At 53.9% G+C, this 22,499-nt stretch carries 12 protein-coding genes; 2 read left to right on the top strand and 10 right to left on the bottom strand.

All coding sequences use genetic code 11. The annotated features are described in order from the left end of the window. The 9 genes from HMPREF3055_RS05255 to leuS all read right to left on the bottom strand — a co-directional run. Positions 1–720, bottom strand: a 720-nt coding sequence (locus HMPREF3055_RS05255) for a DUF6318 family protein (RefSeq protein ID WP_070738371.1), incomplete at its 3' end; no start/stop codon positions are given. A gap of 2 nt (positions 721–722) precedes the next feature. After that, a complete protein-coding gene (locus HMPREF3055_RS05250) occupies positions 723–1,322 on the bottom strand; it encodes a DUF6318 family protein (protein WP_070738369.1) in 600 nt (199 codons plus the stop codon). Positions 1,323–1,334: 12 nt separating this feature from the next. Beyond that, the gene (locus HMPREF3055_RS05245; protein ID WP_246824404.1) at positions 1,335–8,225 is read right to left on the bottom strand and encodes a DUF6531 domain-containing protein; all 6,891 of its coding nucleotides are present in this window, start codon (positions 8,223–8,225) and stop codon (positions 1,335–1,337) included. Between the two features lie 281 nt (positions 8,226–8,506). Next, on the bottom strand, positions 8,507–9,358 hold the full coding sequence (locus tag HMPREF3055_RS05240) for a DUF6318 family protein (protein ID WP_070666675.1): 852 nt from the start codon (positions 9,356–9,358) through the stop codon (positions 8,507–8,509). A 16-nt stretch (positions 9,359–9,374) separates the two neighbouring features. Beyond that, positions 9,375–9,965, bottom strand: coding sequence for a DUF6318 family protein (locus HMPREF3055_RS05235; protein ID WP_070666679.1), 591 nt, complete (start codon positions 9,963–9,965; stop codon positions 9,375–9,377). Between the two features lie 440 nt (positions 9,966–10,405). Further along, a complete protein-coding gene (gene pgk / locus HMPREF3055_RS05230; protein WP_070738367.1) occupies positions 10,406–11,629 on the bottom strand; it encodes a phosphoglycerate kinase in 1,224 nt (407 codons plus the stop codon). Between the two features lie 342 nt (positions 11,630–11,971). Then, entirely contained in the window at positions 11,972–12,976 is a 1,005-nt protein-coding gene (gene gap, locus HMPREF3055_RS05225; protein WP_005506148.1) for a type I glyceraldehyde-3-phosphate dehydrogenase, read from the bottom strand. Positions 12,977–13,573: 597 nt separating this feature from the next. After that, positions 13,574–14,611 (bottom strand): DegV family protein, encoded by a 1,038-nt coding sequence (locus HMPREF3055_RS05220; protein WP_070738365.1) that lies wholly within the window; start codon positions 14,609–14,611, stop codon positions 13,574–13,576. A 195-nt stretch (positions 14,612–14,806) separates the two neighbouring features. Beyond that, positions 14,807–17,308: a leucine--tRNA ligase gene (leuS, locus tag HMPREF3055_RS05215; RefSeq protein WP_371326330.1), complete on the bottom strand. Its 2,502-nt coding sequence runs from the start codon at positions 17,306–17,308 to the stop codon at positions 14,807–14,809. Positions 17,309–17,548: 240 nt separating this feature from the next. On the opposite strand from leuS, the gene HMPREF3055_RS05210 reads away from it, so the two are divergent. Together HMPREF3055_RS05210 and HMPREF3055_RS05205 are read left to right on the top strand one after the other, a co-directional pair. Further along, positions 17,549–18,589, top strand: coding sequence for an alpha/beta fold hydrolase (locus tag HMPREF3055_RS05210; protein ID WP_070738361.1), 1,041 nt, complete (start codon positions 17,549–17,551; stop codon positions 18,587–18,589). A gap of 9 nt (positions 18,590–18,598) precedes the next feature. Then, positions 18,599–19,726, top strand: coding sequence for a glycosyltransferase family 4 protein (locus HMPREF3055_RS05205; protein ID WP_049337671.1), 1,128 nt, complete (start codon positions 18,599–18,601; stop codon positions 19,724–19,726). Positions 19,727–20,113: 387 nt separating this feature from the next. Here the strand turns inward: HMPREF3055_RS05205 and HMPREF3055_RS05200 are convergent, their stop codons facing one another. Then, entirely contained in the window at positions 20,114–22,177 is a 2,064-nt protein-coding gene (locus HMPREF3055_RS05200; RefSeq protein WP_070738359.1) for a hypothetical protein, read from the bottom strand. Positions 22,178–22,499: the final 322 nt, after the last annotated feature.

Below are 22,499 nucleotides of genomic sequence, written 5' to 3'. Positions count from 1 at the left end.
CGTTTCGGGCACGTAGAAGACAGCCTCATCACGAATACGTCGCCTTGCCTGGTATCTCAATATCTGCCGACCATTCTTACTGCGGTCATTAATACCGGCGGTGGTAACCTGCAGGCGGTACACGTCCTGATTAGCAATAAGCCAGCCGCGGTTTTCCCGGTACAGCCGAAGAAGCTCAGGAGAAATGATCTCTTCGGGGTTGATCACTTCAGAGAGCGGTTTGGTATCTCCGGTGTAGTAGAAATAGTTCAGGGCGGCATAAAAGTACGCCTGAAAAATATAGAAACCACCGCGGTTATACTCATTCATTCCCGGCTGCAGAACGGGGTAGGGTACATTCTGGGCGGCGCGCTCTTCGGTGGCGGGCACGTACCTTCCGCTGCGTTCGTAGGCGGTGTACACCATAAACCCCGCTGCGCTTCCACGGTCTACGTAACCAGCATCAAACTTCTCATCAGGTTCTAGAGCGATTAGTGCCCTATCCCATTTAAGAAGACGCACTTCTTGCTTTTCCTCATTGGTGGCAAGGATACCGGCCTGTCGACCAACGAAGAGAGCGCCGAGGACTCCCACGCCCCCTATTGCGAGGGTACGACGAGAAAAACGGGGCTTTCGCGGCTCCGACTGATGAGCAAGTAGCTGACCAGAAGATACCGGATGAGCTTCCTGGGAGGAGTTCTGCTGGATGCTCGTCTCCTGTTCCTTACGTTGGGGTCCCATGGTTATACCTCCTTTTCAGGGATGAAGTGAATATCCCATCCGGGATCGAGGAAACGCGAGCGCAAGGTCCCGTGGATTGCTCCGTCGCGAAGGAGCCCACGCGTGTCGAATTCGGCGATGGGCTGTAGCTGCCCGGTATCTTTCCGGAAAACTTTTGCTTCGGGAAGGATGTCGAATTTGACGTTCCAGTCGAAAATTTTTTGTTCCTCGTTATGGATGCGCGGTTGTGCTTCGAGAATGTGCATGGTCAAGATTTGTTGATTGGGGGTGATGACCCACCCTTTTCCGTCGTCAAAGATATCTTGGATGGCGGGAAAGAATAGTTCTTCGGCGGTCATTGCATATTCGAGGCGGCGCGAATCGGATGCCAAAAGCATATAGTTTTGGCATTGATAATAGTAGCTATTATAGAATTTCAAATCAGCGGACGTTAGAAATTTAGTAAACGTATAGCTGTAGTCTGGCGGCGGCGCAGAATATGCAGGGTGCTGCTGGTCTGCTGGGGTATAAATTCCAATCATGTCAGTATCGACAAGATGGTATGCTCCCCTATAGTCCTCTTGGTTGAAGAATTTTTTAGTCCACTCCGGGTCGACACTCATTTCCTCTCCTTCCTAAAACGTATTTCCCCGAAGGGCTTCTCGTAACGCACGATTGTAATAAGTAGTCTTAGAAGTATTTCTACCGGTATATAGCCCAGTTCCTTCTTCTACTCCTTGCACTTCTTGTTGCGCGCTGTACGCCTGTGCATCGATATCAACGCCTTCATCATCACCGTAGCCACTAGCAACATAACGCTGAGTAGCATCGACATAAATATTCATACCGTGAGAATCCATGCCCCCCCTAGCTTTATCACTTTCGACGACATGTACACGATTAGCGGGCTCGCCGTATTGCTTTCCAGGTGTTAGGCCAGGAACCACGTCATTCTCGTTCACAACAGCCACATAGTTAAAGTGATGGTCAAGATCATCTCGTTGTCCCTCAAGATTGCTGGTCGGTGCACCATAGGTTACAACATTAGATACCTTATATTTACTATTAAATTCCTTATTATTAGCAAGTGAATACGCCACGGCACCGCCCTGAGAGTGACCAACCATTACTACTCGGTCTACGTCTTGTAGCTTAGCATCCTTCATTGCCTTTTCCACCATTCGGTGGTAGGGCGACAAATCATCAACAGGTTTATCAGAGGTATTACCAGCCAGACCAAGATTATTTCCTATAGAGCCAATCTCACCATCTTTTCCACCTTTTATCGAAAAATCAAAATCAGTGCCGGGAATATAAACATATGCAACCTTCTCCTTCGAATCATCAGGCTTCTTCCCTTCATAAACGTCAATTTGAACGGCTGAGTACCCTGCGTTTCCTTGCGATTTCTCCATGTCTTTAACATGTTGATTGTCATTAACTGAATTCATGCGTTGCGCCACTTGATGAATATTTTGCGGAGGAACAGGAGGAATATCCCCACTATGCCCATGCTGCCGCTGAACATTCAAATCCTCAATCTTTGGATCTTTATTAAAGTAATTATATATTCCAAAGGGGGAAAGTGGTGAATAATCAATTATCCCCATTATAAACAACAGTATTTGGGCACCAGGACTATACTTTATCTCGTTAATAATCTCAGATGTATCATGATTTTTCTTCTCTGTTTTTCGAACCTGATAGTCCCTAAATTCCTGCACTGACATCGGGCGCAAACCCCACGGGTCTACCAGAGACATAGGATTCCAGCCCACAAACGAATTTACGTCCGCACCGTGCACGATACCCGGCACCGAGCTCAAAGCGTCAGTGGACACGAAACGGCGCATGTTAGCGTCAGCCACACGGAAACCCATGAAGTCAAGGCCAGCAATATTGACAGAAGAAGCTGCCGGGCCAGCACTAACCATGCCAAGACCAGAAACAGCAGGCACAGTAACTACGTCACTTTCCCACGGGTTCGAAGACATAGACCAGCCCAAGCCATAGCCCAGTTCCTCTTCAGAAGAGATATTCTCCAGCACAGATCCAGCACTCATTCCGCCCACACCCAGCACCATAGGTACGGATGAGACAGCGTCCCACACCAAAGGCATAGATGCATTGGGGACATCAACCGTAGTATTAGCGTGCACTGAGGCAAGCTCACCAGTCATGTCATGGTGTAGCTCCCACTCTTCGCTGTCCAGGCGAATAGCATTCACCTGCCCCATGTTGCCCCACCCAAGGGTACGCTCACGGTGCTGTCCAGTCAGCTCGTCCGTGGTCACCTCACGGACGCGTTCACCGGCAGCGTTATAGAAATACTCAGTTCGAGAACGATTCTGCACAGTCCCATCGGTACCATACTGCACCTCAGAAACAGCGCTGAGTAGACCAATTGAATTATGGCTGAAGGCGCGTTCCAGCAGCAGGGCGTTATCTCCCTGCTCACAATTACGCATATACAATGCTTCAGCGACCATCATGCCGTTTTCGTAGGTCCAGGTTCGTTCCTGAATACCATCCGAAACAGAGACGAGAGCACCAGAAGCATCATAGCGATACCTCATAGTGTGTGCCTCAAACTTATTTCCTGCATCTTCAAGCGTGCAAACAGCAACCTGAGAAGAAGCATCACGTTCCACACCGGCGGCAAACATGCTCATAGTTGCAGTACCGTTTCCCGTTCCTCGGGTGCCGTTACGCTCCACCTTGTACCCTACGGGAACATTCTTAACAGGATCGAGTTCCCACACTGCATGACTATCATCTGTACGCGCCGAAGTTAGGGAACCACACGGAGCATGGGTAAATTCCATCTCCCTGGTACGAGCGAAGGCGTCTTTAGAGTGGGTATGGCGCACTCGCCCGGTTCCGTCACGCATCCAGCGGACTGAACCGTACGGGTTGCTACTCATTGTCAGAACACCATCAGCGTCGTAGGCATAGTTCAGCGTGTACTCACCGCGCTGCTTAAACGCTTGCAAGGCATGGAGAGTACGCTGGTTCGCGTCCGGGGCACGAAGAATACCGGTGGTGTGGTCAGCAATAGACACCGTACTTGAGATGCGCTTCATGCTCATATCACTGTGGGGTACGCGAGTACGGCTCAGCAACCTACCAGATGCAGAGTACTCATAAATGTGCTCTGCCTTTGCATCATTTACCGAAACCTTCAACGTGCCCTGCTGAGAGCCACGTCCACTCATCAAGGAATATTCAAAAGTTCCCTGAACTTCACCATCAACCGTGACTGAGCGGAGTACACCACCACAAGCGTAATCGTACTCAAACGAACGGATACGTTCGCCGTCATTCATCGTCAGAAGACGGCCTGCAGCATCGTAAGAGAAAGTACGTACGAGAGAGTCTGCCGCACTTTCAACCGTAAAACTTGTACCCGAGCGTTCTTCACGCAGAAGACGTCCTGCCGCATCCCATTCGTAGCTCGTTACGATACCCGCAGGCGTAATCCAGCGCAGAGGACGTGCGAGGGCATCATACTCACAGCGGGAGGTGCCACCCAAAGCGTCTTCAACGCTAACAAGGCGACCTGCCGCATCGTATGAGAAAGAACGGGTACCTTCAACACTATCTTCAATACGTGCAATAAGTCCACGTGAAGTGTAGCTGTAGCAGGTAACCTTCTCCCCCGTATCTTCTTTAATGCGTCGACCAGCAGCATCGTAGGTGTACTGCACAAGACGCAACGAGGCAGTTGAAGTATCTGCAGAATCCCTAATGGTCTTCTCTAACAAACGACCTGCGAGATCGTAAGTAAAGATAGTCTCCAGGTAACCCTCATCAGCATCGAGCTCGCTCGTTTTCTTGAGGGTTTTCTGGCTGGTACAACGGCCCGCCGCGTCATATTCAAAGAAAGTCTCTCGACCAGCTGCACTGATGCTACGACTCATACGTCCCTGAGCATCGTACTCGAAGCTAATTGCCCCGCCATCGGCAGAGCTAATCTGAGCAATCTGACCGTGAGTGTTATATCCAGCCTGCGCAGAGCTATCAGATGAAGAGTTGAGAAGGATAGAGGCATCCGGCATGTTCAGCTTAGGAACGGGCACCCCAAAGAGAGCCGCCATATCCTGGCGGTTCTCAAACATCGTCATAACAGACGGAAGATGAGAAGCAGTAAGGGCGCTATCGCCTCGCGATACGTTATCGCGGGAACCCAAAATAGTGGGAACACGAAGTTCCGGCTGCACCAAGCTCCACGACGCCCAAGGACCCGCAGGACGCTCAGAAGGCTGCTTACCTGCTGAAGCAAGCCCCGCAAGAGAAGAGTTAGAGCGCAAAGATCCAGCGGGACCCAGACCCGGCACCATATTCATCAGAGAATTTGATGCAGAGACAACTCGTCCCAGGGCATCGGTTACAACGGCGTAGTTACCGGACGCGCCCTCAACTCGCATTGAATACTCACCGTGAGAGCGCGAGTGGGTAATGCTCAAAGCTACACCAGTAGCGTCCACCATGCGACTCAGGTCGCCAGTTAGAGAATATTCGTACTCGGTACGAGCCCCGCAGGGGTCAATGATAGCGACGAGCTGCGAAAGTTCGTCGTATTCATAATGGGTCTTGGCTTCTGCGGCATCAGTCATGGAGATAACGTTGCCCCAGGTGTCGCGTTCGACGCTGGTTCGGTTACCCATAGGGTCAATCACAGCGCTTAGGTGACCAGCTGAGTATTCAAAAGTAGTGATGTTACCTTCAGGGTCGGTCAGTGCTGTCAAGTGTTGCTCGGAGGTCGGCGTAGCATTCTGAGCTGCTTCTGTGTAGGACAAACCCCAACGAGCACCCATCGCGTCGACTACCGTGCTGAGACGTCCACTCGAATCCCACTCAAAATACTGGGTATTGCCGAGAGGATTAGTTACTGAGCGCAGGTTGCCGGCAGCATCATACGAGTACTGCGTTTGCGCACCACTAGAGTCCGTGGAGCTCAGAAGCTGTCCACGGTCATTGTAGGTAAAGTGCTGTTTGAATCCTGATTCATCAGCGACGGCGGTGCAATGACCGGCGTTGTCCCATTCAAGATAAGTTGTATTGCCTCCGTTACGGGTAATAGTCAGGGGATTAGGGTCCAGCGGGTTCTGGGAGTAGGTATAGCGTGTTTCGGTGAAGGTGCCTGCACGCCGATTCTTATTCATAATTCGGTGGGCAAGCATACGGTCGTACTCATCCCACGTATAACGGTGGACCGCACCTTCCGGAGTATTTTCCGAGACAAGGCGAGCACGTTCATCGTAGCTACGATGCGTCACGGATCCGTCACGCTCGCAGATATAGGTACGGTAACCGTAGGAGTTGTATCGCATGGACTGGCGGCTTCCGTCGCCAGCCACGAGGGAAACAAGCTGACCGTGTTCATTTGAGCGCCAAATATTAGCGTGCTCACCGGTTCCGGAATCTTCAATCACGGTCATTAGACCGTGCTCATAGCGGTAACTGATATTTCGACCGTGCTCAGTTTTCTGGGCTACGATGCGGCCGTCAGTATCAAAGGTATTCTCAACCTCGCAATATCCCGTTTCATTCCAGACACGGTGAATGAGGTTATCCTCCGTCTGCTCATAACGGCGAGTACCATCAGGTCGCTGAACTTCACAAAGTACGCCAGCAGAATTGTAGATATAGCGCACATCGTTCAGCTGGCTTTCTATCTGTGCTGATGATTGTTCTTCAGAGGAGCCTCCACCGAAGTTGACGAGAGATGCTCCAGATACAAAATCATGTGCATCATAGCTGACAACAATGCCCTGCGCGCTAAGGGGCTGAATCAAAGCACTCGGTCGCTGAGCTACGGATTCCCCATCAGCATTAGCCTTTGGGCCACGGTTGTAAAGAGCAACTATAGCTGAGCTGGGGTGCCCCTCCATGAAAGCAACCAATTCACCCGAAGGAGCATAGAAATAACGGCTACCAGAATGGTTAGTAACAGACCAGTAGTAACTGGGTTCAGACGATTCCGTTACTTCAAAGGATGACGGCAGTAGACGATGGGCGGACTTGACCGCTTTATTCACAGCAGAGTATAGGGCGCGATAAAGCGCCTCTTGTCCTTCGGTATCTTCTTCGAAGGGCGCAGAGACTGAATCCACATTATACGTAGGTGCCGCGTCTAGAGCAGACTCGGATACCTTCTCCAGCCAGTAGGGGGCGTTGGGAGTTCGTGCATACCCGCTAGCCGAGTTCGTATCACGTTCAAAGACGAGTTCACGACCGTCGGCAGTGTGCCATGAGATGCTATCGGAGTTTTGCTCAAGTCGGCTATCCAGCATGCTTGACCAGCCCTTGCCAAAAGCACCGTGAGGGGTATTCGGGAGGGCAGCGAGAACACTGTTGTAGGTGCGCTCAAGACGCAACACAGGGTTTACATGAGAGCGAAGGTCAACTTCACTTTCAATGAAGTTACCGGTTGCAACGTTGACGGGGTCATTTGCGTAGCCGGATGAGATATTTACACCGGTAATGCTCATGCCAGGAACCTGCAGTAGGTGATGCATGGGAATATCATCATGCATCAGCTCATTCAGAAGGTTCATGTCGAGGCTAACTTGAGCCTTTGCCCCAGGCCCGGAAAGATCAACAGAACCCTCCACCGAAGCACTAGTGAGATTGCCATAAGTTGCAGCATCAAGCATTACCTGAGCAACTTTTCCTAGCCAGGTAGCATCTTCATACACATCTTCAATCCAGGTGTGCAACGCAGCAATCAAAGAATCAGCGTTAAAAGTTCCCCACGAAGTATTCGAACGGAACTGAGCATAGGTGGACGCGACGCGATGTTGTGCCTGGCCAAGTTCAGCATTCATAGAAAAAGTAATCTGACCATACTGATACACATTATGTGGAATGATAGAAACAGTGGAACCACCAGAGGCAATTGCAGCTCGGGTATTCACACGTTGAGTACCCTGTGCGGAAGAGTTTGCCTCGGCAAACTGTCCGAGAGCACTTTGAGAAACTCCTGAAGAAACTGAGTTACCCTGAGCACCAGTGAAGGGGTCAGCTACAGGTCGTGGCGTGTAGACCTCAAAATGCGGGGGGCGGGAAGGCATAGGACGAGGGGGAACCTCAAGATTGAGGTCAGGGTTATCAACGCTATACGCACCTTGATTCCGAAGGTCATACTCAAGCTTCTCAAGATCACGAGCTCTTTGCTTACGTTCGTTGAGCTTCTCCCATTCAGTAATCTCTCGGCGAATACGCTCTTCCTCGCGGGCAGCTTTAATATAAGTCTCCATATTACGAGCTGCGTTGCTAAAGCATTCCTTAAACTCTCGCAACAGCGCAAATGACGAAGCAAGCTTTGCTCTATACACTCGTGCATAGCCACCGGTGAACCCCTCCAGAGCGAGCTGAGCGGCACCACAAGTACCATCGGCGCCATAGCGGGCAGGGAGCTGATGCTCAATTACCTGAGTTAGATGCGTCAAATGCGTTTTGAGAGCCTCAGCGCTCTCAAAGTCAAAAGGAACAGCTTCAGTATTAGCGTGGACGTTACCCATATATTTACTTCCGGAAGTTGATGTGACAGTGAACGAGCTTCCTCGCCCACATTCGTTGCATGTGTGTTCCCTCTCGGTGACAGTGAGAATCACACACCCTTCAAGGTAACACACGCACGTTCTGCACACGAACTCAGCAGGACGGATTCCGCCTCCCTTGCTTCCACCTCCCATAGCCAGCCGCGAAGCATCCACCTCAAAAGTCCAGCAAGAAACCCCCGCCAGCACAGTACCGAAAGTGCTGCCCGGCGGGGGTTCCGAAAGAAGCCACATAGAGAAAGCTATAGCTGCCCGAATCCTTGCGGGTAGATCGGCTCGTAGGTGTTGCGGTTGCTGTAGCCGTCGCGGTCAACCACAATCACCCACTGCCCACGCAGATGCTCCACAGCCAGCGAGAAACGCCCCAGATACTTCAAATATTTGCGAATATCCTGCTTCTCCCCCGTCTCCTTAACATAAAACGCAAGGTCCTTAGCCTTAGTCGTGTACAGGGTGCTCACCAGAATATTTCGGCTCGTATTTTTAGCCTTTTCACCCGCGATAAGATCATCAGCAACATTGGCGCTCAGCACATTCTTATCAGCCGAAATAACCCAACCGCGCTTCTCCCTGTACAGGCGAAGAATTTCGGGGTGCAGCACCTTTTCGGGGTCCGTGACCTTGGAAAGAGGCTCAGTATCGCCCGTGTGGTAGAAGTAATTCATCGACGCAAAGAAGTACGCCAAGAACGCGTACAAGCCGGCGCGGTCGTAGTTATCCATTCCGGGTTGCTGAATAGGGTACGGCACGTTCTGCGCCGCCTGCACCTCGGTGGCAGGAATGAAGCGCCCCTTACGCTCAAACGCCGTATAGACGAGAGGCCCGGAGGAAGGTCCCAAGGTACGGAGCTCATCGTACTTCTCCGTGGGTTCCAGGCGCACAAATTCCTGGTCACGCTTCTTATCGGCCTGGGACTCCGAGCCTGTCCCGTTGAGCAGTTGAGTGCCCCAGCCAAACGCTATCGCGACGAGGGCGGCGCCGGCGAACACGCCAGCTCGTATAAACTTGGCGCGAGAAATCATAGACCTCATGAGCGCTCGTTGCTCGTTGTATCCGGGTCCGCCGTATCCGGGTCCACCAAAGTTATTCGTCATGTTGCTCTCCCCTCCCCTAGCTCAAACTATTTTCTGGGATGAATTGGACGGGCCTCCACTCATTCGTGAATTGTGTGCGTAGAGTCCCGTGTATTGCACCGTCTCGGATCAGGCCGCGCGTATCAAAGTCGGTGATGGGGTACACCTGGTTTGTGTCTTTGCGGTACACCTGAACTTCGGGAAGAATATCGAACCGCACGTTCCATTCCACAATTTTTAGCGTCTCGTCGATGAGGCGCGGCTGCCCTTCCAGAAGGTTCATGGTCAGAACCTTAGAGGCAGGCGTGATGACCCAGCCTTTACCCTCTTCGTAGAGGTCCTGAATGGCGGGGAAGAACATTTCTTCGCTGATATTGTCGATCCTCAGAACTGCCGGTTCGGAGGCGAGAATCATGTAGTTTTGGCAGGCGTAGTAGTAGCCCAGGTAGGGGCGCAGGTTTGACACCTTGTAAGCATTCGGCGTGTACCTCACGCCCGGGGCGGGTGCCGAGTAGGCGGGGTGGTCCCGGTTTGCGGGTGTGTAGGGCCCGATCACGCCATCGGCAACGTACGGGTATGTTCCGGTGTAGTCTTTTTCGTCAAAGAGCATTTGAGCGTTTACGGTCATTCTTTCCCTCCTTGGATTCCATATTTATGAGTTACCGTTTTCACGAGCTGCCGAGGTGGTTCTGGGCTACTCGCGGGCGGCTAAGCTCAATCGCTGGGCTTCTTCGCCCGCCTGTATTCGCTTGCTTGTATTTGTTTGCCTGTGGAGGTGCGTGCGCTCCCTGCTTCGCTCCCCCGCGGTAACCGTATGGGTACCGCCCGGTGAGCGCCGGGAACCTCTACATTTCCAGTCTATTAGAGGCACCTCTAACCCTCCCCAGCACAAGCCGCACACCCAGGGAATCCACAGCATATAGCCAGGAAACAGCCCCGCCCATCTGCCCGCGCAGGATTATCCGGGCATGAGCGGGCATGCAGAAACCCCCGCCGGAACGGTACCGAAATACCGCCCCAGCGGGGGTTCCTTACACTAAAACCGTGTACTAAATCTGTGCACCCAGATTAGGCGCCCAGTGCCTCCAGGCCGGGCAGGGTCTTACCCTCAATGTACTCGAGGGAAGCGCCACCACCGGTGGAGATGTGGCCGAACTGCTCATCCTTGAAGCCCAGGTTACGGACTGCAGATGCGGAGTCGCCACCACCAATGATGGAGAATGCGTCAGAGTCGACGATAGCCTGTGCAACCGCGCGGGTACCCTCAGCGAAGGGAGCAATCTCGAACACGCCAACGGGGCCGTTCCAGAAGATGGTCTTTGCGCCCTTGATCTTCTCAGCGAAAATCTCAGCGGTCTTGGGGCCAATGTCCAGACCCTCAGCCTCTGCACCAAGCTTACCGCCGGTCAGATCCTCAACGGGGCGGATCTCGGTGTTAGCGTCAGCAGAGAATGCGTCAGACCAAACAACATCCACTGCGGTGATGATCTCAGTGCCCTTCTCGGGAGCTTCCTTCAGGTAACGCAGAACGTTCTCGACCTGGTCCTTCTCCAGCAGAGACTGGCCAACCTCGTAACCCTGTGCGTATGCGAAGGTGTAGCCCATGCCACCACCAATGAGGATGGTGTCAGCCTTACCGATCAGGTTGTCAATCACGGCGAGCTTATCGGAAACCTTAGCGCCACCCATGACCACAACGAAGGGACGCTCGGGATCGTTCAGGGTCTTAGCCAGAACGTCAACTTCCTTCTTCACCAGGTCACCCAGGTATGCGGGCAGACGCTTAGCAACGTCGTAGACGGAAGCGTGCTTGCGGTGAACTGCACCGAATGCGTCGTTCACGTATGCGCCGTTCTCGCCGGTCAGTGCAACCAGCTCGTCAGCGAACTCGCCGCGCTCTGCGTCATCCTTGGAGGTTTCGCGTGCGTCGTAGCGGACGTTCTCAACAACCAGAACTTCGCCATCAGCCAGGGCTGCTGCCTTAGCCTTTGCGTCCTCGCCTACCAGGTCGGTTGCAACCTTCACGGGCACGGATGCCAGCTCAGCCAGGCGTGCAGCTGCCGGTGCGATGGAGTACTGGGGGTCAACCTTGCCCTTGGGGCGGCCCAGGTGCGCGGTCACGATAACGCGTGCGCCAGCCTTGGCAAGCTTCTCAATGACGGGCAGGGATGCGCGGACGCGGCCGTCGTCGGTGACAACGCCGTCCTTCAGGGGTACGTTCAGGTCGGAACGGACGAGAACGTGGCGGCCTGCGACGCCTTCTTCGAGCAGTTCGGACAGTGCCTTAGCCATAGGAATTCCTCCTGGATAGGTGGGTTTATATACCGTTTCCATCATACCGAACATTAGGGTGAATGACAGCCTAGTAAATAGCTTTTATATGGTGTTTTTCCGCAGAATATCGCGGATATTCGCACTCTCTATCAGCTATTTTCTTACGGTATTTTTGACCCAAAAAGGGCGACGGAAAATAGTATGTTTATACATTTTGGGGTTTTATTAAGACCTTTTACACAGAGCCTTGGTACAGCAAACCCCGACTCCCCCGCTTGATGCGGTGGTGCCGGGGTTCACTATGCGTTAGTTACGCGGGGTGACGCTTACACTCGGTGAGCGTCGTAAGCCTATTGGGGCTTAGAGGGATGCCACAACCTTGTTGGTGAACATCACGAGGCGTGCAACGTAGCCGTACTCGTTGTCGTACCAAGCGATAACCTTCACCTGGTCGCCGATGACCTTGGTCAGCGGTGCGTCGAAGACGGTGGAGATGGGCTCACCCTCGATGTCCTTGGACACGATGGGATCCTCGTTGTACTTGATGATGCCCTTCATGGGGCCCTCAGCTGCTGCCTTGACTGCTGCGTTGACTTCCTCAACGGTGACCTCGCGCTCAGCGGTGAAGGTCAGGTCGGTGATGGAGCCGGTGATGGTGGGAACGCGGACTGCGAAGCCGTCCAGCTTACCCTTCAGCTCGGGCAGAACCAGGCCAACAGCTGCTGCTGCACCGGTGGAGGTGGGGACCATGTTCACAGCTGCTGCGCGTGCACGGCGCAGGTCGCGGTGGGGAGCATCCTGCAGACGCTGGTCAGCGGTGTATGCGTGGATGGTGGTCATCAGACCCTGCTTGATGCCGAATGCGTCGTTCAGGACCTTAGCCATCGGAGCGAGGCAGTTGGTGGTGCAGGATGCGTTGGAGACGATGTGGTGGTTAGCTGCATCGTACTGGTCGTCGTTCACACCCATGACGAAGGTGCCGTCGATGTTCTTACCGGGAGCGGAGAGGATAACCTTCTTAGCGCCAGCCTCGATGTGTGCCTTTGCCTTGCTGCCTTCGGTGAAGAAACCGGTGGACTCGAGGACTACGTCAACGCCCAGGTCCTTCCAGGGGAGGTTCTGGGGGTCACGCTCAGCGAGGATCTTGATTTCCTTGCCGTCAACAACCAGTGCGCCTTCCTTGACCTCAACCTCTGCGTTGAAGCGACCCATGATGGAGTCGTACTTGAGCAGGTGTGCCAGGGTCTCAACATCGGTGAGGTCGTTGATTGCGACGATCTCGAAGCCGACGCCCTCGGTCTGAGCTGCGCGGAAGAAGGTGCGGCCGATGCGGCCGAAGCCGTTGATTGCTACGCGTACAGTCACTGGAGTATCTCCTTGTCAGTGCGTTGGTGGCGGTGTACAAATCCGATGCCTTGTAGGCTCTGGTTTAGTCGGATTCGTCCGTGCTCTATGTTGCCCGGTGCGTTCCGCCGTTGTTGGTAATAATCCTACCCTAGTTTGTGTGTGTTTTGGTGTGTTATATCGAGAAATTTTTGTGAGTTGCGCCATAAAAACCGGCAAAAACCCGTTGTTTTCTGTTGGTTTGCGTTGTGTTCATGCTTAGAAAATGTTGCGATACGGTCACGGCAACATAAACACACATGAAACGCACATTTACTAAAAACCGCGCCATATCAAGGCAAAATCTGAGGGTAAAAAATACCCTTTCACCTGCGAATGGGTTTCAATGACGTCCCATGCGCTCGCACGCAGTGCAATTTCTCACGCGAAAACAGACGAGCCCAACGTAAGACACACCACAGCCTCAAAACGGGTTAAATACGCTCCCGGCACACAGTTTTCGTGTCGTGTTGCGTGTCGCCCGCGGCGCATCGCACGGGAACACCGCGCGGACACACAGCACGAGCACACAGCACAGGGTCAACACGGGCACACCAGAAAGGCGGCTAGTACACGATCCTAATAAACGACCAGCGCCACAGCACCCAGCCCCGAATGAGCCGACAGCACCGGCGGCAACGCACTCACCAAAAACTCCGGCGCCGAAGAAGCAGCGGCATCATGAACGAGGGAGCTCTCCCCCAGCATCTGCTGAACCTGCTCGTACAGCTGCACCGCCTGCGCCGCATTGCCCACATGATGCACCGCAACCACCTCACCGCGCGGGGATGCGGCAAGCGAAGAACTAGCGGGGTCGGCAGCGGCAGAGCCCACTGAAGCAGAGCTGAGCGCCGCCGCATGCTGATGCTCACGGCAAGTCTGCACCGTCACCTCCACCAGGCGCTCCAGGGCGCGCGCCGCAGTGCGGGGGCGTTCCACATACGCCAGCTTGCCCTCGGTGATCGTGCCAATCGGCTTAATCTGGAACATCTGACCCACCATCGCCAACGCCGGGGAAACACGGCCACCGCGGCGCAACGCATCCAGGGTCGGGATATAGAAGTAGAGCGTGGACTGCTCGCAGACGGACTGAATGTAGTCCACCAGCTGCGCGGGACTCGGACATTCAACACTCGCGCCTGCGGATGCAGAGTTCAGCACCTCCAAGGCGCGCACCACCGCATGACCGTAGGCACCGGCGACCGTGCGGCTATCCACCACGCTCACACCCGTAGAACCCAAGCGGCTCAGGCGGGCACCGGTGCGTGCCGCCTCCACCGTGCCCGAGAGCTCACCGGACAGATGCACCGACACCACATGCGTAAAACCTCGCGACGCCAACTCGTCATACACATCAGCAAACACGCCCGGCGCGGGCCCGGAAGTGCTCACCGTCTGACCCATCACGTGCGCAAGCATAATCGCCTCATCCACCTCGGCGGTGGTCAAATCCTGCAGCTGACGATCCGGCTCACCGGGCGTGCGAATAGTCACCGGCATCGGAACCAGTACAAAATTACCGCGAGCGCTCAGGCGCTGCACGAGCTCCGGGTCGAGGGCGGCGGCGCTATCGGTCACCACGGCAATGCGGTTCTCTGCTTTGTTCTCTCGCTCCATATTCCGGCCCTTCTTCCGGTTCGTCAGTGCGTGATTCGATGACGAACCCTCTCCTAGCGTTCCCTGAACATTATGGCACTCATCACTACCGCAGTACAGCAAAGCCCCGCCGCGCCTCCGGGTTCGTTCCATTGAACGATCCGAAGCCACAGCGGGGCTTGTACTTTATCTAAGAAACTTCTTTATCTAAAAAGCTTAGATCACGATGTTCACGAGCTTAGGCGCACGCACAATCACCTTACGGATCTCGGCGTCACCAATCGAACGCTGAACAGCGGCATCCGCCAGAGCCAGCTCCTGAAGCTCCTGCTCGGAAATATCCTTCGCAACCTCCAGACGAGCCTTGACCTTGCCCTTAATCTGCACGATAGCGGTGACGGTGTCATCCACCAGCAGAGCCGGGTCAACCTCGGGGAAGCCCGCGGTCAGAACCGGGGTGTCGTGGCCGAGAGCGTGCCACATGTCCTCAGCGGTGTACGGTGCGTACAGAGACAGCAGAATAGCGACAGTCTCAGCAGCCTTACGGACAGCCGGGTCAGCCGCACCAGCACCGGAGTCAATAGCCTTACGGGTAGCGTTCACAAGCTCCATGGTCTTAGCAACAACCACGTTGAACTTGCCGTTATCCAGCAGGCCCTGAACCTCGTGCACGGTGCGAGCAATCAGCTTCTGCAGCTCCAGGTCACCGGTGGTTGCGTCAACGCCGGGTTCGCTGGTGACGTCCTGGGCCACACGCCATGCGCGAGCCAGGAACTTCTGCGAACCGGACGGGGAAACATCCGCCCAGTCCACGTCATCCTCGGGCGGGGACGCGAAAATCATGGTGGTGCGGATAGCGTCCACACCGAACTTGTCGAGCTGCTCACCCAGGTTCACGCCGTTACCCAGCGACTTGGACATCGCCTTACCGCCGTTGAGCACCTGACCCTGGTTCATGAGCGCCTTGAACGGCTCATCGTGCTTGATCAGGCCCAGGTCGCGAACAACCTTGGTGAAGAAGCGTGCGTACAGCAGGTGCAGAATAGCGTGCTCCACACCGCCAACGTACATGTCGACGGCACCCCACTCGCTCATAGCCTGCGGGTCGAAAGGAGCCTTGTCGTAGTTCGGGGAAACGTAACGCAGGAAGTACCAGGAGGAATCCACGAAGGTGTCCATGGTGTCCGAGTCACGGCGAGCCTGCTTGCCACACTTCGGGCAGGGCACGATAGCCCAGTCATCAGCAGCGGCAAGAGGCGACTGGCCCTTAGGAGCCAGCTGCTCACCGCGCAGGTTATCGGGCAGCAGCACCGGCAGCTGATCCTCAGGAACCAGAACCTCGCCACAATCCTCACAGTGAATCACCGGAATCGGGGTACCCCAGAAGCGCTGACGGGACAGCAGCCAGTCACGCAGGCGGTAAATGACCTTGCCCTCACCGGTGCCGGCAGCCTCAACCAGCTCAATAGCCTTAGCAATTGCCTCAGCCTTCGGCAGGCCGGTCAGCTCACCCGAGTTGACGAGCACACCGTCGCCAGCTGCGGCAACACCGCTGGTTGCCGGGTCCTCAGCACCCTCAACGTCCAGAACCTTCACGATGGGCAGGTCGAACTTCAGAGCAAACTCGAGGTCGCGCTGGTCGTGCGCGGGCACAGCCATAATCGCGCCGGTACCGTAGTCAGCCAGCACGTAGTCAGAAGCCCACACGGGCAGCTTCGCGCCGGTCAGCGGGTTGATTGCGTAGCGGCCGGTGAACACGCCGGTCTTCTCACGGTCGGAGGACTGGCGGTCAATATCGCTCAGTGCCTTAATGTCTTCGCGGTACTGCTCCAGGGCAGCCTTGTGCTCGGGTGCCACAATCTGCTCGGCGAACGCCGCATCCGCAGCAACCACGATGAAGGTTGCACCGTACAGGGTGTCCGGGCGGGTGGTGAACACGGTGAAGGACTCAGCAGGCTGGTCCTCGGTCGCCTCAATCTCGAAGCGCACCTCAGCACCCTCAGAACGACCAATCCAGTTGCGCTGCATGAGCAGAACACGCTCAGGCCACTTGCCCTCCAGCTGCTCCATGTCATCCAGCAGCTGCTGTGCGTAATCAGTGATCTTGAAGTACCACTGGTTCAGGGACTTCTTAGTCACGGTAGTACCGCAACGCTCACACGCACCGTTCACAACCTGCTCGTTCGCGAGCACGGTCTGGTCCTTGGGACACCAGTTGACCATGGAGTCCTTACGGTACGCCAGGCCCTTCTTGTAGAACTGCTCGAACAGCCACTGAGTCCACTTGTAGTACTCGGGGTCCGAGGTGTGCAAGCGGCGGCTCCAGTCAGCGGCAATAGCGTAACGCTTGAAGGACTCAGCCTGAGTCTCAATGTTCTTGTACGTCCACTCCTTGGGGTGAGTGTCGTTCTTAATGGCTGCGTTCTCAGCGGGCAGGCCGAAGGAGTCCCAGCCAATCGGGTGCAGAACATCGTAGCCGCACTGCTTGAAGTAGCGGGCGTTCATGTCACCAATAGCGAATGCCTCCGCGTGACCCATGTGAAGGTCACCGGAGGGGTACGGGAACATATCCAGCACATACTTGCGGCCCTTGGGGGCGTCACCGGTGGGCTGGAAAACCTTCGTTTCGTCCCAGTAGGGGCGCCACTTGGCTTCCATAGCGCGGAAGTCGTACGCATTTTCGTTGCGTTCGGTCTCTACCTGAGCAGACACAGCGATTCCTTAAATAAAGACAGGTTGATAAAAACTTAACCCTCCAAGTGTAACGCGAAACCCGCACCGCGCCAGAGTTGAGGCCGCCTCGACTACCAAATGGACGGCACCACCCACCCGACCACCTGCGCAATCACCCGCCCAACCACCGATGCGGCAGTCGGGTTTCAGAGCCCTTTCAGGCTTCTCCCCTAGAATTAAGAACGGGACTTTGCCGTCCCAGTACCCAACCCGCGAAAGGTACCCATGACCTCCACCGTTACCCCGGACTCTCCCAACACCTCAGTTCTTGAGGGTGTGCCCGGACCGCTCATTCCCGGCACCCGCCACGACGCCCTCATTGGTGACGGCGCGCAGGCGGTTATGACCCGCTACTGGCAGTACGGCAAAGGCATGAACGACGGCACCTTCCCCGAAGGCTCCTACCCCGTGCTGCTCGTGCACGGCTTCCGTGGCGACCACCACGGCCTGGAAATCATCGCGAACTACCTGCTGAAGCTCATCCCGAACGTCAGCATCATCAGCCCCGACCTGCCCGGCTTTGGCCGCTCCGCAGACCTGCCCGAAAATGCTCAGGGCGGAGACAATATCAACGCGTACGTGGCGTGGCTAAACGACTTTGTGAAGCACACTAACCCCGCCCGCGAGAACGCACAGCCCCTACCGCTGCACTTGGTCGGCCACTCCTTCGGCTCCATCGTCACCAGCGCCTTCGCCGCCGCACACCCGAACTCGCTCACGCTGCTCTCGCTCATCAACCCGATTAGCGAGCCCGCCCTTGAAGGTAGCCAGCGCGTCGCCTCCCGCCTCGCCTCCCTCTACTACCGCACCGGCGCGGCACTACCCGAAAAAATCGGCTACCCGCTACTGCGTTCACAGCTGATTACCCGCGCCTCCAGCGAAGTCATGATGCGCACCAAAGACAAAGCAATGCGCCGCTTCATCAACGGCCAGCACGCCGCCTACTTCGGCTCCTTCGGCTCCCGCCGCGGAGTGCTCAGCGCCTACGAAGCGTCCATTACGCACACCGCCGCCGAATACGCCGCCGCCATCCGGGTGCCCGTGCAGATGCTCGTCGCCGAAGACGACGACCTGGGCACCCCCGAAACAGCTCGCGCCATGTACGCGACGCTGACCTCCCGCGACCTACCCGCTACTTCGACCGGCGCCCGCGAGCGCCTGGACATGATCCCCGAAGTCGGGCACCTCATCCACTACGAAACCCCTCGCCGCGCCGCGGAACTCATCGCCGATTTCGCCGCCGACCACTCAGGGAACGAGAAGTAAGGAACCAACATGAAACTCATGGTTGACGCCCGATACACCCGTATCGGCTTCCACGACGGCATCAGCCGCTACACCGCATCCCTGCTGGGCGCACTCAAAACCCTCATCGACACCGGTGACGAAGCCGCCGCCGACCTCGACCTGACCATGATTATTAGCGACGAACGTCAGCTGGAGATGCTGCCGGATTTGCCGCACGTGAAAATCTGCTCGCCCACCGGCCCGCTCGAACCGACCGCAGCCCTGCAGCTGAACAAGTATGCGCCGGACGTGGTGTTCTCCCCCATGCAGACCATCGGCTCCACCGGACGCAAGTTCAAGCTGATTCTCACCCTGCACGATCTGATCTACTACTCGCACCCGACCCCGCCCGGGTTCCTGCCTGCACCGGTGCGCGTGGGCTGGCGGCTCTTCCACAAGACCTACACCCCGCAGCGCTTCCTGCTCAACCACGGCGACGCGGTCGTGACTGTTTCTGAGTCGACCGCCTCGCTGATTCGTGAGCACGAGCTGACCACCAAGCCGCTGTTCGTGGTGCCCAACGCCCCGCAGCCCGGCAGCGTCGTCTCCCGCCAGACCGCGCTGGAACGCGCCACCACCCGCGAAGAGCAGCCCGTCAAGCACCTGGTGTACATGGGTTCGTTCATGCCGTACAAGAACGTAGAAACACTGCTGCTGGCGATGCGTTCGTTGCCTGATTACCGCCTGCATCTGCTGTCGAAGATGCCGCCGCAGCGCCTGGTGCAGCTCACCGACGAGCGTCTCATCGGTGAGAACGTGGAGGTGCACAACGGCGTGAGCGACGAGGAGTATCAGCAGCTGCTCCGCCAGGCGCACGCCCTGGTGACTGCCTCCCGCGAGGAGGGTTACGGCCTGCCCGTGGTCGAGGCTCAGGCTGCCGGTTGCCCCGCGGTGATTAGTGACATCCCGATTTTCCGTGAGATTGCGCCGCACGCCGTGTTCGCGCCGGTTGACGGTGCCCCGGAGGCGCACGCCGCCGACTGGGTGAAGGCTATCCGCTCGCTGGAGGACACCGCCGTTCGCGAGCGCGTGATTATTGACGGCCTGTCGGATGTGCGCCGCTACTCCTGGCGCGACTCGGCGCTCAAACTGCTAGAGGTCGTGCGCGGGCTCTAGGGCTTGCGCGGCTTATACAGCGCGGCGCTAAATTACGGCGTTAGACGCAGAAATGCCGCCGCACTCCCCCGGTTCTCGGGAGGGTGCGGCGGCAGTCTCATATTGGGTTTGTGGTTGCCGGGAGGCGTATGCGGCCTGCGGTAAGGGTGTACAGCGGCGGTTCGCTACACACTTCCTCCGCGCCTACGCAGGGAACCCGCCCTCGCAAAGCTCGGGCACCCTGAGGGCGCATCCGGAAGGTGCAGCCTCACCGCATCACACCGGAGCAGAAATCCTTACACGCACGCATTACATACACCATAATTTCAATCTACCCTCATTTGTTACATTAATTCTACTTATTTCAATAAACGCCTAGCGAGAACCTAATGCCTAGCATTAATTAAATTATATATTTAAAATACTATTGATAGCCAACAACATAATTCCATCTACACATATATTTACACCAGTGCAGATAGCCAACCAAAACAAACCCGTTCCTATGCGGCATAATATTTTCTGATTATTAAAAAACTTGGGAGACCTTTGGAAAACATCACCCACATGCCAAATCCACAGCAGTGCAGCAAGTGTTATGTAGTTAAAACCACAAAAAAGGGGGAGAAGTACAACAATAAGCTTATAATCAATCTCCATCATCCATATAGAAACAGACGAAGAAGCGATCCAAGAAATTATACCTATTAAATTATGCAATATAGGTTTTGATTTTTTAGGCAAAAGTAAGGATTTTTTATATACAGTCGATGCTATATGCTGAACAGTTCGCTTAGGCATATATATATCTTTAGTGCTTATCGTACCGAGTGAACGGCTATATTTATCCGTATAATATGTTCGAATAGCATGACCTATCACCCCATTGGGTGTAATTGTCTGCTCCACACTACGACCATAGTAAAACCCAACAGAATTCCCCACCGGATCCCAAAGATGTGAGTACCTAAAGAACTTGAAATTACTGGAGCCAATCATTTTTATGCCACCAATTTTTTCAATGTACACCCCGATTGCATTGAAAAATAGCAAAAGAGTAATATGAATAAAGATATTATATTTCCAATCTTCGGTTTCAAATGGGAAATTTGGGTTGGTTAATTTTCCATAAAGAAGAGAGGTCCAGCTATCATTGCCAATAAAAGTCGGATTTGCCCTATATATATCAAATGCTAGACCACACCAAGAAAAAATATTTCCCACAGCTAGAATAAAAGCTTGAGTGGCTGCGCCTAATGATATGAAAGCTGATTTGAAGCCAGAAAATTTATTTTCCTTATTACTCAATCTAAGATCTCCGATAAGGGAAACGAGACCGAGACCGCCACCAATACTAATTAATTGAACTTCCTTCCCCTCAAAATTCTTCATACTCTTTCGTATAGAATTATAAGAAAGGTACTCCCCCATAGAATGAGCGATTACAATAATTTTATTACACTTTCTATCCAACTTTTCAATATCACGCTCGAGGGATTGAATATATTGAAAATCATCACCCGTTCTTACAAAATCAGCTGATTCAGTAATTTGATTCCACAATTCTGCAATTCTAGCACTGCTAAAAATTGCATAAATCAAACAGCCCACCCCGATAAAAAACAGGCAAAAGATAAATATCTCAAACGTTTTTGGTGTCACTATGAAACTAAAGATCGTTAGTCCATATATAAAAAAATGAAGTATTTTCCTGCCTAGAATTATTTTTCTACTATCTACAGGTTGATAACCTTGAAGACTCACCCATCTTCTTAACACAAGTTCCCAGACAAATTGAAATATAATGAAGGGAAGAATTAGGATTAAGACATCTACAAGAAGATTAAATCTGATATTTATCCCCGCGCCTGTCGTATTATAGAAGTTAGGATAAATCTCCTGAATTTTATTACGCAGAAATAGGAATAAAAATACCAAACTTACAGAAAACACAAACCCAAAGAATCTCGCGTGAGAAATCCTTAAACACATAAAGTATATAAGCCATAAAATAGCTTGAAGGTTTGACGCCCACCGTTTCAAAATTTTACAAACGGTCTCACTCTTAAACATAGCACTAGGGCTATGCCAGTTTGATTCACAGAAAAATACATCTTTTACCTGCCCATCGTATGTAATCTTAGCTTCTATTTCAGGGGCACTATTATTAGACAGCACTACTTCCTTGTATTTATAATTCTCATTGGATTCAAATTCATTCTTTATAGAAGGATATATAGCTCTGAATGTATCCCCGGGGTTCTGGAATCCAATTCCATGAACAAAAAGGACACCTAAGTCATATTTTTTATTATTCTGATTGTTTTGGGCGGTTAATACTTGAGAGTTTTGATTGCTCTGCGCTGCATTATTTTCCCCCGTTAGGTTAAACAATTGTTCTTCAGAAATAACACCGGAATCTTGCGATGTCTCCTGAGAGCCTGATGAATCCTGTGACAACTCTTCTGCCATAGTCTTCCTCCTTGAGACTAGATGTACGTGTGCCGTCATACCATGGCGCTAACCTCCTGCGGTCAGCCTCACTTATTATATTCACACAAGGGGCATAGCCCCTTATCAACACACGTTTAAAGACCGAAAAGAACCAGCTCTGCCACTGCAACACAAACAGAAATGCCGCCGCACTCCCCCGAAGATCGGGAGGGTGCGGCGGCATTCTCGTATTTGGTTTATGGTCGCCTATAGGCGTATGCGACTTGCAGTAAGGGCATGCAAGGGCGACTTACGGCAACGGTTCACGGCCGCGGTTCGCTACACACTTCCTCCGCGCCTA

Source organism: Rothia sp. HMSC061C12, assembly GCF_001815755.1.
In the GTDB taxonomy this organism is placed as follows: Bacteria; Actinomycetota; Actinomycetes; order Actinomycetales; family Micrococcaceae; genus Rothia; species Rothia mucilaginosa.
This window is presented reverse-complemented; position numbering and strand designations above follow the sequence as displayed.

Bases quoted from the DNA above. Each gene is read 5' to 3' on its own strand.
- HMPREF3055_RS05250 (WP_070738369.1), bottom strand. From the start codon at position 1,322: ATGAGTGTCGACCCGGAGTGGACTAAAAAATTCTTCAACCAAGAGGAC.
- HMPREF3055_RS05245 (WP_246824404.1), bottom strand. From the start codon at position 8,225: ATGGGTAACGTCCACGCTAATACTGAAGCTGTTCCTTTTGACTTTGAG.
- HMPREF3055_RS05240 (WP_070666675.1), bottom strand. From the start codon at position 9,358: ATGACGAATAACTTTGGTGGACCCGGATACGGCGGACCCGGATACAAC.
- HMPREF3055_RS05235 (WP_070666679.1), bottom strand. From the start codon at position 9,965: ATGACCGTAAACGCTCAAATGCTCTTTGACGAAAAAGACTACACCGGA.
- pgk (WP_070738367.1), bottom strand. From the start codon at position 11,629: ATGGCTAAGGCACTGTCCGAACTGCTCGAAGAAGGCGTCGCAGGCCGC.
- HMPREF3055_RS05220 (WP_070738365.1), bottom strand. From the start codon at position 14,611: ATGGAGCGAGAGAACAAAGCAGAGAACCGCATTGCCGTGGTGACCGAT.
- HMPREF3055_RS05210 (WP_070738361.1), top strand. From the start codon at position 17,549: ATGACCTCCACCGTTACCCCGGACTCTCCCAACACCTCAGTTCTTGAG.
- HMPREF3055_RS05205 (WP_049337671.1), top strand. From the start codon at position 18,599: ATGAAACTCATGGTTGACGCCCGATACACCCGTATCGGCTTCCACGAC.
- HMPREF3055_RS05200 (WP_070738359.1), bottom strand. From the start codon at position 22,177: ATGGCAGAAGAGTTGTCACAGGATTCATCAGGCTCTCAGGAGACATCG.